The sequence below is a fragment of the Corynebacterium sp. HMSC071B10 genome (genome assembly GCF_001814825.1).
Lineage (GTDB): Bacteria > Actinomycetota > Actinomycetes > Mycobacteriales > Mycobacteriaceae > Corynebacterium.
In genome coordinates, this window is sequence record NZ_KV818004.1 from 155177 (window position 1) to 171201 (window position 16025).

Here is a 16025-nt window from a genome sequence, read left to right on the forward strand (position 1 = left end):
CAGATCACGGTTCGTTGTACTCGACACTGTTGCTCCTTCTATTCGGCGACATCCGGGTCCGCGGGGTGCGGCCCTACCAGCCGCCACGACGCCGCGCCCGAAATCCCTTCGTCCCATCGTTGCAGATCCGGCGACGGTCCCTGCAGCGCGGCCCCCAGCGCCAGGATGCGCGTCTCGCGCACGATCGGCACCCACAGCACCTCGCGCTGCTCCATCGCTGCGACGCGCTGGCGCGCCTCCCCCAAACCGACGGTGCCGGCGAGGATGGCCCCCGCGAGCGCCTGGTTCTCCTGCGTACACAGCCCGGCGATGTTCTCGTCGCGCGCCCCATCCGCCGGGCAAGTCAGCCTCCCTGCCAGCTGCGTTGCGGTGCCCGCGTCATACCGCCAGCCCACGAGCAGGTCGATATTGCCCTCCGGCAAGCTGCGCGAAAGCAGCGAGTCCGTGTCCGTGGTCACCACGTTGGCGCGCACTCCGCGCTGCTGCAGGATATCCGCGAGCGAGCGCGCGGCTGCCGACGCCGCCGGGTCAGAGGCATCCGCACCGATGCGCAGCGGGCGGTGCGCCGCCACATACTGCGGCAGCGCCTTCGGCTCACCTGCAAGTTCGGGGGTTTCAGGCGCGAGCGCGAGGTCGGTGGAGCGGCCGGTGCCGATGGCGGCGAGCAGGGGGACGTCGATAAGCATGCGCAGCTCCTCGCGCATCGCGTGCGTGAGCCCCGAGGTGGCCGAGATGTGCACCCCGAGCGTGCGCGGGCTGGTGACCAGGCGTGTTTGCGTGGCTGGCAGGAGGTCAAGCACGCGCGAGGAGGTCTCCTCCGGCGCTTTGTCCACGAAGCCGAGCTGGCCGACGCGCAGCTGGTCGGCGACTTGCGTGGTGGTGCGCACCGCCTGCAGCGTGACGATGTCGATGTTCGCCGGGGACGTGCCCCAGAAACGGTCGTTGCGATTGAGCGTGACCGTGCCGCGGCCGCGGTCCACCTCGCGCACCATGTAGCGGCCTGCGGATGCCGGGATCGTGTCGCGGAGTGCGGCGCGGAAATCGCTTGCGTCCGGGGACAACAGGTGCGAGGGCAACAGGTGGGAAAACAGAGTCTGCCAGGTGCGCACCGGCTGCGCGAAGTCCACGTCGACGACCTTGCCGCCCGCGCCGGTAACCCGCACGCCGACTATCGCGTCGTAGCCTGCGGAATCGATCGTACCCGCGGTCTGCGTCATGCCGCGCCACAGGTAGACGAAGTCCGCGCCGGTAATCGGGGTGCCGTCGGACCACTGCGCCTCAGGCGCGATGACGTAGCGCACCGTCATGGCGTAACGCGAGGAAGGCAGACGGGTTGCCGCCTTCAGTAACTCGTCGTTGCGCTCGCCACCCAAAAACGCGCTGGGCAGCACGAGGTTGGCGATGCTGCGCACCATCGCCGACTCATCCGACTGCAAGTGCGGGTTGAGCCCGCCTCGCAGCCCGTCCGTGCCGACGGTGACCTGGGAGCGCTCAGGCGCCCTGGTGTTGCGCTGGCGCGGCTGGTCCTGCTCGGCGTCCTCGTGTTGCTCGTGCTCGGGGGCCTCCGCCGGGTCGACGAGCGGCGGCGGGCCAGGATTTGCCGCGCAGCCCGCGAGCAGCGTCAGCGCGCCACAGGTGGCGAGCAGCGCGGTCAATCGGCCCTGCACGAAGCCCTGCTTTACTTGTTCTTCGCCTTCGCGCGGGAACGCGCGCGGCCGCGTTCGGTCGCGTTCAGGATGATCTTGCGCACGCGCATCGCCTCGGGCGCGACCTCGACGCACTCGTCCTCGTCGCAGAACTCGATCGCCTCGTCCAAGGACAGGGTGCGTGCCTTCGCCAGGGTGACCGTGGCGTCCGCGGTGGCGGAGCGCATGTTGGTCAGCTTCTTCTCCTTGGTGATGTTCACATCCATGTCCTCGTCGCGACTGTTCGCGCCGACGACCATGCCCTCGTAGGCCTCCGCGCCCGGCTCGACGAAGAAGTCGCCGCGGTCCGCGAGCTGCTGCAGCGCGTACGCGGTGACCTGGCCGGAGCGGTCAGCGACGAGCGAGCCGGTCGGGCGGCCCTTGATCTCGCCTGCCCACGGGCGGTGCTCGATGGAGTACGAGTTGGCGATGCCCGCGCCGCGCGTCTCGGTGAGGAAGGTCGTGCGGAAACCGATGAGGCCGCGCGAAGGCACGTCGAACTCCATGCGGACCCAGTCGCCGCTGCCGGCGTTGCCCATGGTGGTCATCTGGCCCTTGCGGCTGGCCATCAGCTGGGTGACCGCACCCTGGTGCTCTGCCGGGGTGTCGATGATCATGTGGTCGTAGGGCTCGTAGGTCTTGCCGTCGATCTCCTTGGTCACGACCTGCGGCTTGCCGACGGTCAACTCAAAGCCCTCACGACGCATCGTCTCAATCAGCACCGTCAACGCCATCTCGCCGCGGCCCTGAACCTCCCACGCGTCGGGGCGCTCGGTGGGCAGCACCTTGATCGAGACGTTACCGATCAGCTCCTGGTCCAGACGGGCCTTGACCATGCGGGCGGTGAGCTTGTCGCCGCCATTGCGACCAGCCATCGGCGAGGTGTTCACGCCGATGGTCATGGAAATCGCCGGGTCGTCGATCTTGATGCGCGGCAGCGGCTCGACGTGCTCCGGGTCGCACAGCGTGTCGCCGATCATGATCTCGTCGATACCGGAGACCGCGGCGATATCGCCCGCGACCACGCCGTCCTTCGCCGGGACGCGATCCAGCCCCTCGGTCACCAGCAGCTCGGCGATCTTCACGTTCTTCACGTGCTGCTCGCCCTCGCTGTCGTAGTGCACCCAGGCGACGGTGTCGCCCTTCTTCACGGTGCCCTTGAATACACGGATCAGCGCGATGCGGCCGAGGAAGGAGGAAGAGTCCAGGTTGGTCACCTGCGCCTGCAGCGGTGCGTCGATGTCGGCGGAGGGCTCTGGGAGGACGTCGTAGATGACGTCGAAAAGCGGCTGCAGGTCCTCGTTGTCGGGGACGTTGCCGTTGCCCGGGTTCTCCAGGGACGCACGGCCTTCGCGGCCGGAGGTGTAGAGCACGGGCAGCTCGAGCAGGTTCTCGGCGGCCTCGGCGGCCTCCGGGTCCTCCAGGCCGGCACCCAGCTCGAGGAGCAGGTCCTGGGCCTCCTCGACGACCTCGTCGATGCGCGCGTCCGGACGGTCGGTCTTGTTCACGCAGATGATCACGGGCTTCTTCGCCTCGAGTGCCTTGCCCAGCACGAAGCGGGTCTGCGGCAGCGGGCCCTCGGAGGCGTCGATGAGCAGCACGACGCCGTCGACCATGGACAGGCCGCGCTCGACCTCGCCGCCGAAGTCGGCGTGACCCGGGGTATCAATGACGTTGATCACCAGGTCGCGGCCGTCCTTGCCCTTGCCCTTGCGGCGCACGGCGGTGTTTTTTGCCAGGATGGTGATGCCTCGCTCGGACTCGAGCTCGCCTGAGTCCATCACTCGGTCGCCGTGTTCGCCGTGGTCGCCGAACACGCCGGACTGCTCCAGCATGCCGTTGACCAGGGTGGTCTTGCCATGGTCAACGTGGGCGACGATTGCGACATTTCGAAATTCAGGATGCGACACTTATCCGGTGCTCCTTTTATATAGGCGAGTAGAACGATTAAACCTTACCCCTGTGCCGCCTAGATCGCACCTTCGATACGCCCAGCAAAGTACCCAGAAACCTGACAATCCGCCTTGACACTGTGACAAAAGTGACTAGTGTGGCTTAAGTTGCGTGGTGTTTTGTGCCACCTCAGTTTCTAGCCCCAACCCGACGAAGGACACCGACCCCGCCGTGCGAACCCCATCCACGACCAAGCGCGTCGGCCGCTTTGCCGCCGCCGCACTCGCGCTCGCGGCATGCCTCGCGCCCGTGACCGCCGCCCACGCCGCGCCCTCCGCCGGACCGATCACCGTCGGCTCGACGACCTCGTCAAACCCGCTCGATCACCTGGGCCGCCCCAGCGACGAGACCATCGCGCGTGTCGAGGCGTTTGCCAGCCAGCCGTTTGTCCCCGAAGGTGCCGCGAACGCACTGCGGACCGCGCTGGCGTTCTTCGCAGGCCAAGGCGAACTCGGCGGCCCGCCGCTGCCGGAAAACGGCCCGGCGTTTACGCAATTCGCCTGGCCCACGGTGTCCTCGAACTGCATCGGACCGCGGATGCACTCGACCGCTTCCGCCATCGCGGTACCGGGACCAACGCAGACGCCGCAGCCTGGCGCACGCGCCGGCGAGGCCGTGTTCGTCTTCACCGCACTCGGCACCCCACCAGCGGCAAAACAGCAGGGTGGGCTCAACGCGTACTGGATTAACCTCGACACGATGCGCACCGGTGTAACGCCGCTTGGCAATCACGGGATTAACCCCACAGGACCGACCACCTTGTCCGGCACCGCCGCGACAGGATCCGGCCGCGTCCTCGCAGTCATCGACGGTGCCGCGCGTACCGCCGAGAAGACCTGCACCTTTGCCCCGACAGCCGCGAGTTTCCATGTGAGGTAAGCACCATGAGCGCCGATCTGCACCCTGTGAAGCAGGAGAGCTTCGACACCGCGTCGAAGACGAACACCGACCCCAAGGGGTTCCTGCGCGAGGTCGACACCTTCAAGGTCACAGATTTCGGCCTCTACATGGCCCGCGGCGCGAACCACCCGCAGTTCGGCTACCTGGAGAGCTGGCTGCTGCCCGAGCTGGGCCTGCGCGCCAACATCTTCCACTTCCGCGAGGGCGCGGAGAAGGATCAGGACTTCTACTTCGACGTCGCCGACATCAACGTTGACGGCGGCGTGTGGCGCACGCGCGACCTCTACGTCGACCTGGTCTCGTTGACCGGCAACCCGATCGACGTGCTCGACATCGACGAGCTCGCCGCCGCCTGCTCCGCCGGCCTCATCACCGCCGAAGAAGCCGAGAAGGCTATGGACGTCACCCTGCGCGCGGTCGAGGGCATCACCCGCCACGACGACGACGCGATGGAGTGGCTCCGCACCCTCGGCATCGAGCTGACCTGGGCCGAAGAAGTCGAGCTCGCCCCCGTCGGCTAGACCCTGCGCACCGTCACATCCGCCGGTGCCCGCTTAAGCGCCGCCTCCTGGGCGGCCCACATGTCCCAGAACTCGGCGTAGTAGGGATCGCGCGCAAGGGCGCGCTCTCTGCGCAGCCCCGCGTCCGCGCACACCCACAGCGCGTCCACCGCGCCCCGCTTTTTCGCTTTGGCTAACGACGCCCACGTCAACGCCCCCACCCCCTCAACAATCACATCGGCGTCCGGGTCGAGTGCCACCCACTCCCCTCGCCTGTCGTTTTCCCAATCCCAGCGCCAGTAGCCGGGCGCATGGGGGTCGAGCACGTCGCGCGCGACCATCGCCGCGCCTTCGGCGAGCCCGCTCCACCCCGGGTAGAAGTCGTCGAGGTGGACTACCCGGATGCCAAGCGCTGCGCCGATCTGGTTGGCCAGCGTTGTCTTGCCGGCGCCGGAGGGGCCGTCGATAAGCAGTGTGTACGCCATTTACGACACCGCCCACACCGGGCGGAACTCTCCTGTTACCCACGCCGCGCCGAGCGCAACCGCCGCGAGCAACACGCAGATGATCAGCACCACCCAATCGCGCGTGCACATTTTCGATTCGCGCGCCCACGTGCGCTCGCCCGCGCGTCCGAACGCGCGCGCCTCCATCGCCGTGGCGAGCTTGCCGGCCCGCCGCAGCGACATCACCAAAAGCCCGAAGGCCAGCGAGAACGCGTAGCGCACCCGGTTCACATCCGCGATCCCGCGCGAGCGCCGCGCCCGGCGCATCGCCTCGACGTCCTCGCGCAGCAGCGTGAGCATGCGCAGCGCCGCCACCGAGCCAAGCACGAAGCGCGCCGGCAGCTTCAGCACCTGCGCGAGCCCGTCGCCTAGATCCGTCGGATCCACGTCAGCCGAGAGCACCACCACCGGCAGCGCCACCGCCAGCACGCGCAGCGTAATCGCCCACGCGAGCGAGACCGACAGCTCGGAGACTTGGATCAGCCCGTAGTCAAAATAGACCTCGCCGCCCGACTGGCCGTAGAGCGCCATCGGAATGCCCGCGATCGGCGCAAGCAGCAAAAGCGGCCAGCCGCGGCGCGCGAGGCGCCGGAAACTCACCCCGCACAGGGGCGCGGCCACAAGCGTCGCCACGATCGCCACGGTGGCAGAGACCCAATCAATGCTCACCAGCAGCGGGGTGGTCAGAAGCGCCAGCCCCAAAATGCGGGTCACCGGGTTAATCCCCTCGAGCAGGTTCACTGTGTCGCCTCCAGGTGGATAATGTGGTCGCCGAGCGAGGCGATGAACGCCTCGTCGTGCGTAATCGACACGACGGTGACGCCGCGCTCGGTCAGCTCGCGGATGAGCCCCGCCAGCTCGACGAAGGTGCGGTCGTCTTGGCCGAAGGTGGGCTCGTCGAAAAGCACGAGCTTCGGCGCGTTGACCAGCGCAGTCGCCACCGACAGCCGCCGCTTCTCCCCGCCGGAAAGCGTGAACGGGTTCGCGCCGACGAGGTGATCGAGGCGCAGGCGCGTGAGCAGCTCGTCAATGCGCGCTTGCGGCGCACCCGACAGCGCCATCTCCTCGCGCACCGTCGAGGTGACGAATTGGTGCTCCGGCTCCTGGAAGACGAAGCCGATGCGCTCCGCGAGCTGCGCCGACTTCCACTTGATCGCCGGCGTCTCGAGCCCCCGCCGAATCGACTCGGAGTAGACGACCTCGCCCGCGCGCGGGGCGTCGAGGCCCGCCAGCACGTGCGCGAGCGTCGTCTTGCCCGCCCCGTTCGGGCCCGTGATCACGGTGGACGCGCCCTCCGGGATGCGCAGGTCCCGCGGCGGGCCCACGCGCGTTTGCACTCCGCGCGTCGTCAGCGCCGCAGCGTCGCCTCGCACGCCGCGCGCAGGCGGCAGTTCCGGTGCCCCGGGCAGCTTATCGACGCCCACCTCATCCACCCCACCCTCACCCAAGCGATACGCGCGCGTGGCCAGGTGCGCCCAGGGTCGCGGGCGGTGCTCCACCACGATCAGCGTGGCACCGGTTGCCGCGCACACGTGCTCCACGGCGGCGATGACCTCGTCGCGCCCGGCTGGGTCGAGGTTGGCGGTCGGCTCGTCGAGGATGAGGATGTCCGCGCCCATGGCGAGCACGCCCGCAAGCGCGAGCCTTTGCTTCTGTCCGCCGGAGAGGTGCGCAGTGTTGTGATCCAGCGGCACGTCGAGGCCCACCGCGTCGAGCGCGTACTCCACGCGCCGCCAGATCTCCTCGCGCGGCACGCCGAGGTTCTCCGCGCCGAAGGCGACGTCGTCGCCGACGCGGGTGAGGATGGTCTGCGCCTCCGGGTCCTGCATCACCATGCCGACCGTGCCGTTGACAGTGAGGCGGCCCGCGCTGTGACCGTCCTCCTCGTCACCGGCCAGGCCTGCAAGGACCGCGAGCAGCGTGGACTTCCCGGAGCCGGAGTCGCCGGTAAGGATGACGCGCTCGCCGTGCTCGATGCGCAGGTCAACGCCCGTAAACGCTGGTTTGGGGCGGGTGGCGTACTGGTAGCTTAAGCCCCGGGCTTCAATCGCGGGTGCTGCCATCTAGCTCGCCTCGGCGCGCAGGCGCTCGCGGCCCGCGCCGAAGCGGTCGAGCGCACCGGTCTTGGCCAGCGCCTTGACCAGGAAGTACCCGAGCACACCTGCGAGTACCGCACCGGAGATCGAGGTGCACACGAGGTAGATCACATTGTACGACAGGCTCATCGCCAGGTTGCCGGAGGTAAACAGCTCCAGCACGAACGCGCCCACGCCGGCACCGATGCCGGAGAGCACCGCGACGTCGAGCGAGAAGCGCTTGTACATGAAGATGAGGAAGATCAGCTCCGCGCCGATGCCCTGCGCCAGGCCCGAGTACAGCGTCTCGATCGCCCACTGGCTGCCCAGCAGCGCGGAGACGGAGGCGGCGAGCACCTCCACGAACACCGCCGCGCCCGGCTTGCGGATGATCAACCCACCCAGCACACCGCCGATGAGCCAGATGCCGGTGAAGAGGCCGCCGAGGCCGGGCGTGACGGCGTCGATAGCCTTGTAGCCCGCATACCCCACGCCATTCCACAGCACGAACAGCAGGCCGCAGGCCACGCCGAGGACGGCCGCGGTCACGATGTCGATCACGCGCCAGGAGTTGGTCCTGGAGGCAGCACGATTTGTCATTATTCCTTCCTTTCGCCGGTATTACCCGGATCAGGTTCGACGGTTTACCGCGTATCGCGGATTCTCAGCCGGACGTGCGCCCAGCTCCCGTGTTTTTCAAATGCCCCGAAAATCCTACCCGACGTCGATGCCGAGCTCTTCGCCGGTGCCCAGCTCAATGTTGAGGCCTGGCACCGAGGCGATGAGGTTCTGTGTGTACTCGTGCTGCGGGTTGTCGAAGATGCTGTCCGCATCGCCCTGCTCCACCGCGCGGCCCTTCTCCATCACCACGATGTGGTCCGCCGTCTGGCGCACAACCGCCAGGTCGTGGGTGATGAACAGGTAGGACAGCTGGTGCTCCTCCTGCAGGTCCGTGAGCAGTTTCAGAATCTGGTTCTGCACGAGTACGTCGAGCGCGGAGACCGCCTCGTCGAGCACGATGACGTCCGGGTTCAGCGCCATCGAGCGCGCGATCGCGATGCGCTGGCGCTGCCCGCCGGACAGCTCGTTCGGGTAGCGGCGCATCGCCGAGCGCGGCATCTGCACCATGTCGAGCAGTTCCGCCACGCGCGCCTCGCGCTCTTTACGGTTGCCCACCTTGTGCAGGGTCAGCGGCTCCTCGATGCAGCGATAGATCGAATGCATCGGATCCAGCGAGCCGTAGGGGTTCTGGAAGACCACCTGCATTTTGCGCCGCATCTCGCGCAATTCCGCGCCCTTGAGTGTGTTGACGTCCTTGCCCTCGAAGCGCACCTCGCCGCTGGTGGGCTCGAGCAGGTTGAGCACCATGTTCGCCACCGTCGACTTGCCGGAGCCGGACTCGCCAACCAGCGCAAGCGTTGTGCCGCGGTGGATGTCAAAGGAGACGTCGTCAACCGCGCGGAACATCTGCCCCTTTGACTTGCGGCCGCGCGCCTCGAACTCCTTGACCAAGTTCTTCACCTCAACAACGAGCTCACCCGCCTCGCCGGTGGTGAGCTTCTCCGAGGTCTCCAGGCCCTGCTTCTTCGCGGACTGGATGCGTGCCGACGCCAGCGAAGGTGCCGCCTTAACCAGGCGCTTCGTGTACGGGTGCTGCGGGTTGCGCAGGATCTTCAGGCTCGGGCCCTGCTCCACGATGCGGCCGCGGTGCATCACCACGAGGTGGTCCGCGCGCTCCGCGGCAAGGCCGAGGTCGTGGGTGATGAAGAGGAGGGCGGTGCCGAGCTCGTCGATAAGCGAGCGCAAATGGTCCAGAATCTTCTTCTGCACGGTGACATCGAGCGCGGAGGTCGGCTCGTCGGCGATCAGCAGCTTCGGGCGCGCGGCCAGGCCGATCGCGATCAGCGCGCGCTGGCGCATGCCGCCGGAGAACTCGTGCGGGTATTGGCGGGCGCGGCGCTCGGTGTCCGTCAGGCCGGCCTCTTCGAGCAGCTTGACGACGCGCTCGTGCCGCTTGGAGCCCTCCACCACATTATTCGCGCGCAAGGCCTCCTCGACCTGCGTGCCGATCCGCCACACCGGGTTCAAGTTACTCATCGGGTCCTGCGGCACCAGTCCGATCTGGTTGCCGCGCACCTCGCGCCACTGCTTCGCATCCAGCTTGGTCAGGTCCTGACCCTCGAGGCGGATCTCGCCGTTGGTCACCTTGCCGGTGCCCGGCAGCAGCCCCAGCAGCGACATCGCGGCGGTGGACTTGCCGGAGCCGGATTCGCCCACAATCGCCACGGACTGGCCGGGGTAGATCGTCAGGTTGAAGTCGCGGACCGCCTCGACCACGCCGGTGGTCGAAGAGAAGGTGATTTTGAGGTCCTCGACCTCCAGCAGCGGCTGGGTGTCGTTGGAAAGTGCAGTGCTCATCGCTTCCTCGCCTTCGGGTCAAGGGCGTCGCGCACGGCGTCGCCCATCATGATGAAGCTCAGCACGGTCAGTGCCAAGGCAATTGCCGGGTAGAACAGGACCATCGGCTGGGTGCGTAGCGACGCCTGCGCCGCCGAAATATCGCCTCCCCAGGACACCACCGTGGTTGGCAAGCCGATGCCCAGGAAGGACAGCGTCGCCTCCGCGACGATGAACGTGCCCAGCGCCACCGTGGCGTAGACGATGATCGGGGCCGCCGCGTTCGGCAGAATGTGGGAGATGATGATGCGCGGGTTGCTCGCGCCCAGCGCGCGGGCGGCGGTGACGAACTCCTCGTTCTTCACACTCATCACCGCGCCGCGGGTGATGCGCGCGATCTGCGTCCAGCCGAACATCGACAGGGCGAAGACCACCATCCAGATGGAACGGTGCCCCTTCATCATGGACATGACCACGATCGCGGCCAGCACGAGCGGCACGGCGAAGAAGATGTCGGTCAGGCGCGACAGGAGCGTGTCCCAGATCCCGCCGTAGAAACCGGCGATCGCGCCGATGAGCGTGCCCAGCAGGGTCACGATCAGCGTGGTGAGCACGCCCACGGTCACCGAGGCGCGCGCCCCGTAGATCGTGCGCGAGTAAATATCGCAGCCCTGGCGGTCAAAGCCGAAGGGGTGGCCGGGCTCCGCGGGGTTCAGCGAGCGCGAGAGCATGCACTCGCGCGGGTCGACGCTGGCGAACAGGCCGGGGAACAGCGCGATCGCCACCGCCAGCAGAATCAGGATTGCGGAGACCCAGAACAGCGGGCGGCGGCGCAGCACGTGCCACGCTTCGGTCCACTGGTTCGAGGGTGCGCGGTCGTCGGGAACCGCGTCGACTGCGCCGAGGCCGGTCTCATCTGTCGCGGCGACGAAGTATTCTTGGCCGCGCCGAGCCACAGCTCGGTTCGCGTTGGTGTCTGTGTGTGCGTGGTTATGCATAGCGGATCCTTGGGTCGAGCACGGCGTAGAGCAGATCGACAAGCAGGTTGGCCACGATGTACACGATGACCAACACGGTGGTAAAGGAGACGACGGTGGCGGGCTCGCCCTTCAAAATCGCCTGGTAGATGGTGCCACCGACGCCGTTGATACCGAAGATGCCCTCGGTGACAATCGCGCCGCCCATCAGTGCGCCGAGATCCGCACCGAGGAAGGTCACCACGGGGATCATGGAGTTGCGCAGCACGTGGCGGCGCAGCACCGTCCCCTCGCCCAAGCCCTTTGCGCGCGCGGTGCGCACGTAGTCTTCCTGCAGGTTCTCGCTCACCGACTGCCGGGTCAGCCGGATGACGTAGGCGCACGAGAGCGCGCCCAGCACCACCGCTGGCATGAGCAACGCCTCAAAGGACTCGTTGCGCCCGACGGTGACCGGGAGTAGCCCCCACTTCACACCGACGAGGTACTGCAGCACGAAGCCGATGACAAAGGAAGGAATGGCGATGATGATCAGGGAGGCCACCAGGATGGTGGAGTCGAAGATGCCGCCGCGGCGGATACCGGCGATGAAGCCGAAGATGATGCCGAAGATCGCCTCGAAGGCAATTGCCATCAGCGCGAGCTTGATGGTCACCGGGAAGGCGTTCGCCATTACCGACGACACGGGCTGGCCGGAGAAGGTCGTACCGAAGTCGCCGACGAATATGCCCTTGATGTAGAGCAGGTATTGGACGAGGAACGGCTTGTCCAGGTTGTATTCGGCCTCGATGCGGGCACGGGCGGCCTCGGACAGCCCGCGATCACCGCCGAGCGCCGCAACCGGGTCGCCGGGCATGAGGAAAACGAGTGCGTAGAGCAGCAGCGTCGCGCCAAAGAACACGGGGATCATTTGGAGCAGTCGCCGCACGATGTATCGCTGCATGTTGGTGCTTTCACGTTCGGGGCAAGCGCACTATACCGAATCCACGGCACGCAACCCCGGACCGCGCATTGTGGCGGCCGGGGTTGGAGTGCAAAGCTCGCGCGCTAGGGGTTACTGCTTGGTGATCTGGGTGTAGACAGGCATCGACTTCCAGGAGAAGACGACGTTGTCCACGGTGTCTGCAGAGCCGCCGTTGACGTTGGAGTACCACAGCGGGATAGCCGGCAGGTCCTCAAGCAGGATCTCCTGCGCCTTGTTGTAGGACTCGGATGCGGCGTCGATGTCGCCAGCGTTCGCCGCCTCGGACAGCAGCTTGTCGAACTCCTCGTTGGAGTAGTCGCCGTCGTTGGAGCCGGCGCCGGTGCCGTACAGCGGGCCAAGGAAGTTACCCAGCGACGGGTAGTCCGCCTGCCAGCCGGTGCGGAACGCGCCGTCGATGGTGCGGTTGGTCACGTCATCGCGCAGGGACTTGAAGTCCGGGTAGGCGTTGCCGGTGGCCTCGATGCCGAGGGTGTTGCGGATGGAGTTGGCCACCGCGTCGACCCAGGCCTGGTGCCCGCCGTCGGCGTTGTAGGAGATGGTGAACTCGCCCTCGAACGGTGCGATCTCCTCGGCCTCGGCCCACAGGCGCTTGGCCTCCTCCGGGTTGTACTCGAGCACGTCGACGCCCTCCAGGCTGTCGGTGTGGCCCGGGATTACCGGGGAGGTGAAGTCGGTCGCTGGGGTACGGGTGCCCTCGAAGATCGTGCTAGTGATCTCCTCGCGGTTGATCGCCATGGAGATCGCCTTGCGACGCAGCTTGCCCTCCTCGCCAGAGAAGTGCGGCACGGTCTCACCGACGGTGAAGGACTGGAAGATCGCGGCCGGCTGGTTGACAGCGCGGTCGCCGAGCTCGTCCTCGTAGGTGGAGAATGCCGAGTCCGGGATCGCGTCGAGCACGTCCAGGTTGCCGGCGAGCAGGTCCGCGTAGGCCGCGTCCTGCTGCGCATAGAAGACCCAGGTCACGCCGTCATTCTGCGGCTTGCGCTCGCCCGCGTACTCCTCGTTGGGCACGACGGTTGCGTCCTGGTTGTGGTTCCACTCGACCAGCTTGTACGGGCCGTTGGAAATCGGTGCCTCGCCGTAGGCGTCGATGTCGTCGTACGCGGACGGGTGCATCGGGAAGTATGCGGAGTAGCCCAGACGCGTCGGGAAGTCGGCCTCCGGCTGCGCCAGCTCGATGGTGAAGGTCTTTTCGTCCTCAACCTTCAGGCCTTCCATCTCTTCCACGCCCTCTTCGTAGCCCAGGATCGGCTCGAAGAAGTAGGAGGACAGCAGGGAGTTGGCCACGGTGTAGTTCCACGCCTTGACGAAGTCCTCGGCGGTCACCGCCGAGCCGTCGGACCACTTCGCATCCTTCAGCTTCACGCGGTAGGTCTTGTCGCCTTCCAGCTCGATGGACTCGGCCAGGTCGTTGTGGACCTCGCCGTCAGCGTCGTAGTAGACCAGGCCGGCAAAGATCTCGTCGACGATACGGCCACCGCCGGTCTCGTTCGTGTTACCCGGGATCAGCGGGTTCTGCGGCTCCGTACCGTTCGCCAGGATGACGTTGCCGATCTCCCCGCTATCGGACCCGGATGCGGCCTCCGAGCCGGAGTCAGACGAGTCGCCGCACGCAACGAGCCCAAAGGCAAGGGTTCCTGCTGCCAAAATCGCTGTGGTCTTCTTGTTCAACACAGCGCCTCCTTATGTGTCGCTCTTCCAAATCCACCACGCCCACTTGTGAGAAGCCACACAAGGGGCGGTTGTCCTCCATTCCATCACACTTGTCGGCCGAAAGGGAATCGTTTGGAAAGTTTTTCTTTACCTGGCGGATAAATTCCCTTAACCAAATACACAGCAGACTGGCAGGAACTTCGCTGAGACACAGCTCACGCCGCGAAAAGGGCGTGCGGCGGCGGGCTGGGGCAGCGTGGCGTCGCTAAGCTTGCACTGCCCCCAAAGGAAAGGAACCAACATGGCCGGTGGCCTCCTCGCACTGCTTGACGACGTCGCGCTCATCGCCCGCACCGCTGCCAGCTCAACCGACGACATCGCGGCCCTGACCGCGAAGACCTCCACGAAGGCAGCGGGCGTGATTATCGACGACGCGGCGGTGACCCCGCAGTACGTCTCGGACGTCACGCCGGCGCGCGAGCTGCCGATGATCTGGAAGATCACCAAGGGCTCGCTGCGCAACAAGCTGCTCATCATCCTGCCGATCGCGCTGCTGCTCAACGCGTTCGCGCCCTGGGCGCTCGTGCCGCTGCTCATGCTCGGCGGCTCCTACCTCGGCTTCGAGGGCGCCGAGAAGATCGTGCACAAGCTCACCACAGATGCCGACGAAGAGGCCGAACGCGCCGCGAACAAGACCCCGGAGGACGAGGACACGCTGGTGAAATCGGCGATCACCACCGACCTCATCCTCAGCGCCGAGATCATGATCATCGCCCTCGACGAAGTCGCGGACCAGCCGCTGTGGATGGAGGCCGCCGTGCTCATCTCCGTTGGCATTTTCCTCACCGCCGTGGTCTACGGCGCGGTCGCAGTGCTGGTGAAGATCGACGACATCGGCCGCGGCATGATCGACCGCGGCCGCGCCCCCACCATCGGCCGCGGGCTCGTCAACGGCATGCCGTACGTGCTTAACGCCATCGGCATCATCGGCACCATCGCCATGCTGTGGGTCGGCGGCCACCTCATCATCCGCGGCTTCGACGAAGTCATCGGCTGGCACCTCCCCCACGAACTCGTCGTGCGCGGCACCGAGCTTGTCGGCGGCGGCGCGACCGGCTGGTTCGTCGAAACCGGTATCTCCATGGTCTTCGGGCTCGCCGTCGGCCTGCTTATCCTCGCCGTCGTGCGCGGCGTCAAGGCAGTCACGCAGCGCTCCTAGGGTCCCGCCGCGGGGTGCGCCTAGACTGGCACAGGACACTGAACGAGACAAGGAGGCCAGACTCACCGTGGGACTCCAGCGCTACCCGCTTTCGCCCGCCATCTGGGGCGCGGGCGAGGAAATCCGGCTCACGCACGTGGTGCAGGCGGCCCTGTTCACAGACTTCTCCCCGCAGCGCGCGACGCGCTTCATCGACGTCGACCTGGAGGCGAACCCTTTGAGCGGCACGTGGCGCGTGCGCTACAACGGTGCTGTCATCGGCTCCGTGCCCGCTGCCGACCGCGCGCGCTTCCCCGACGTCGAGCGCGTCCACCGCTCGCTTTTGCGCCCCGGCACGACCGCTTCCTTAAGTTTCAACGCGGAGACCGGCCAGTTCGACGTCGCCGTCATCCTCCCGCCTCCGCTGCTCGCCGTCCCTCGCAACGACACCCCGGCAGGTGCCTGGGTGCTGCCGCCGGGCGACATGCTCGTTATCGATACCTCCGCGGGCGAGTTCTCCGCCGAGGAGCTCGCGCTACTCTCCCCCGGCCAGTGGTTCGTGGCGCTGCACCGCATCGATGACACCGCCGTCGCGCTTTACGACGACCGCGTCCTCGGCTCTTTCAACGGCACCGACGCCGCCGACATCACCGCCGCCGTCGACGAGGCGCTATCCATGGGCGCGCCCGAGGTGTACGCCCGCGCGGTGCTTTTGGACGGCATGGCGGGCCTGGACGTCGGCCAGCCAGAGGAGGGCGTCGTGCTGGTCCCCGCGCTGAGCGTGCCGGATGAGCGGCCGCGGCAGCCGTGGTCGCTGGTGGATTTCCCCGACGGCAGCTGGGCGGTGACCGTCGAGCACGACTACGTGGTCGACGAGGAGGACGTGCTGCGACCGCTGCACACGGCCCGCTACGTCTCGCTCGCGGGCGGGCCGCGGCCGGAAGAGCTCGCCGCGCCCACGGAGATGTTCGGCGTGGTCGATGATGATGCGGCGGAGACAGCCGAGCCCGCAGAGGCACCGCTTACCGCCATTCCTGCCAAAGATGTCAAGGGCGCAGGCGACTACCTCACCGAAACGGAGAAGGTTCGCCTGCGCCGCGCAAAGCGCGCCAAAGAGGCGTCCGGGCGCAAGGCCCACGGACGCCACCGCGCGTAATTACCTCGGCGGACCTGTTGCTGGGATGTTCGCGGCCCGGGCG

14 protein-coding genes and 1 riboswitch are annotated in these 16025 nt (G+C 67.0%); of the genes, 4 read left to right on the forward strand and 10 right to left on the reverse strand.

The window, feature by feature from the left end; all coding sequences use genetic code 11:
* Positions 1-38: 38 nt before the first annotated feature.
* On the reverse strand, positions 39-1667 hold the full coding sequence (locus HMPREF2990_RS05510; RefSeq protein ID WP_070763059.1) for an ABC transporter family substrate-binding protein: 1629 nt from the start codon (positions 1665-1667) through the stop codon (positions 39-41).
* A gap of 11 nt (positions 1668-1678) precedes the next feature.
* Positions 1679-3595, reverse strand: a complete 1917-nt coding sequence (gene typA / locus HMPREF2990_RS05515) for a translational GTPase TypA (protein ID WP_070763061.1) — start codon at positions 3593-3595, stop codon at positions 1679-1681.
* A 214-nt stretch (positions 3596-3809) separates the two neighbouring features.
* Between typA and HMPREF2990_RS05520 the strand changes: the two genes are divergently transcribed.
* Positions 3810-4517 (forward strand): Rv1157c family protein, encoded by a 708-nt coding sequence (locus HMPREF2990_RS05520; protein ID WP_070763063.1) that lies wholly within the window; start codon positions 3810-3812, stop codon positions 4515-4517.
* A gap of 5 nt (positions 4518-4522) precedes the next feature.
* A complete protein-coding gene (locus tag HMPREF2990_RS05525; protein WP_070763065.1) occupies positions 4523-5059 on the forward strand; it encodes a ribonuclease FAU-1 family protein in 537 nt (178 codons plus the stop codon).
* Here HMPREF2990_RS05525 and HMPREF2990_RS05530 read toward each other — a convergent pair.
* The 8 genes from HMPREF2990_RS05530 to HMPREF2990_RS05565 form a co-directional block, all read right to left on the reverse strand.
* Positions 5056-5523 carry a nucleoside/nucleotide kinase family protein gene (locus tag HMPREF2990_RS05530; RefSeq protein ID WP_070763067.1) on the reverse strand — a complete coding sequence of 156 codons (468 nt, stop codon included), beginning with the start codon at positions 5521-5523 and terminating at the stop codon, positions 5056-5058. The genes HMPREF2990_RS05525 and HMPREF2990_RS05530 overlap by 4 nt on opposite strands.
* Positions 5524-6285, reverse strand: a complete 762-nt coding sequence (locus HMPREF2990_RS05535; protein ID WP_070763069.1) for an energy-coupling factor transporter transmembrane component T family protein — start codon at positions 6283-6285, stop codon at positions 5524-5526.
* A complete protein-coding gene (locus HMPREF2990_RS05540; RefSeq protein WP_070763071.1) occupies positions 6282-7607 on the reverse strand; it encodes an ABC transporter ATP-binding protein in 1326 nt (441 codons plus the stop codon). The genes HMPREF2990_RS05535 and HMPREF2990_RS05540 overlap by 4 nt, the downstream gene beginning before the upstream one ends.
* Positions 7608-8219, reverse strand: a complete 612-nt coding sequence (locus HMPREF2990_RS05545; RefSeq protein WP_141757808.1) for an ECF transporter S component — start codon at positions 8217-8219, stop codon at positions 7608-7610.
* Positions 8209-8320: riboswitch (TPP riboswitch) on the reverse strand. (Overlaps the previous gene by 11 nt.)
* 13 nt (positions 8321-8333) lie before the next feature.
* Positions 8334-10037: an ABC transporter ATP-binding protein gene (locus tag HMPREF2990_RS05550; protein ID WP_070763075.1), complete on the reverse strand. Its 1704-nt coding sequence runs from the start codon at positions 10035-10037 to the stop codon at positions 8334-8336.
* Positions 10034-11014 carry an ABC transporter permease gene (locus HMPREF2990_RS05555; RefSeq protein WP_070763077.1) on the reverse strand — a complete coding sequence of 327 codons (981 nt, stop codon included), beginning with the start codon at positions 11012-11014 and terminating at the stop codon, positions 10034-10036. Before HMPREF2990_RS05555 ends, HMPREF2990_RS05550 begins: the two co-directional genes overlap by 4 nt.
* Positions 11007-11933 carry an ABC transporter permease gene (locus tag HMPREF2990_RS05560; RefSeq protein ID WP_070763079.1) on the reverse strand — a complete coding sequence of 309 codons (927 nt, stop codon included), beginning with the start codon at positions 11931-11933 and terminating at the stop codon, positions 11007-11009. Before HMPREF2990_RS05560 ends, HMPREF2990_RS05555 begins: the two co-directional genes overlap by 8 nt.
* A 111-nt stretch (positions 11934-12044) precedes the next feature.
* Complete coding sequence (locus HMPREF2990_RS05565; protein ID WP_070763081.1) at positions 12045-13649, reverse strand: peptide ABC transporter substrate-binding protein; 1605 nt, start codon at positions 13647-13649, stop codon at positions 12045-12047.
* A 280-nt stretch (positions 13650-13929) separates the two neighbouring features.
* Here HMPREF2990_RS05565 and HMPREF2990_RS05570 point away from each other — a divergent pair, with 280 nt between their 5' ends.
* Together HMPREF2990_RS05570 and HMPREF2990_RS05575 are read left to right on the forward strand one after the other, a co-directional pair.
* Positions 13930-14847 (forward strand): DUF808 domain-containing protein, encoded by a 918-nt coding sequence (locus HMPREF2990_RS05570; RefSeq protein WP_070763083.1) that lies wholly within the window; start codon positions 13930-13932, stop codon positions 14845-14847.
* 67 nt (positions 14848-14914) lie between these two features.
* Positions 14915-15982 carry a hypothetical protein gene (locus tag HMPREF2990_RS05575; protein WP_070763085.1) on the forward strand — a complete coding sequence of 356 codons (1068 nt, stop codon included), beginning with the start codon at positions 14915-14917 and terminating at the stop codon, positions 15980-15982.
* Positions 15983-16025: the final 43 nt, after the last annotated feature.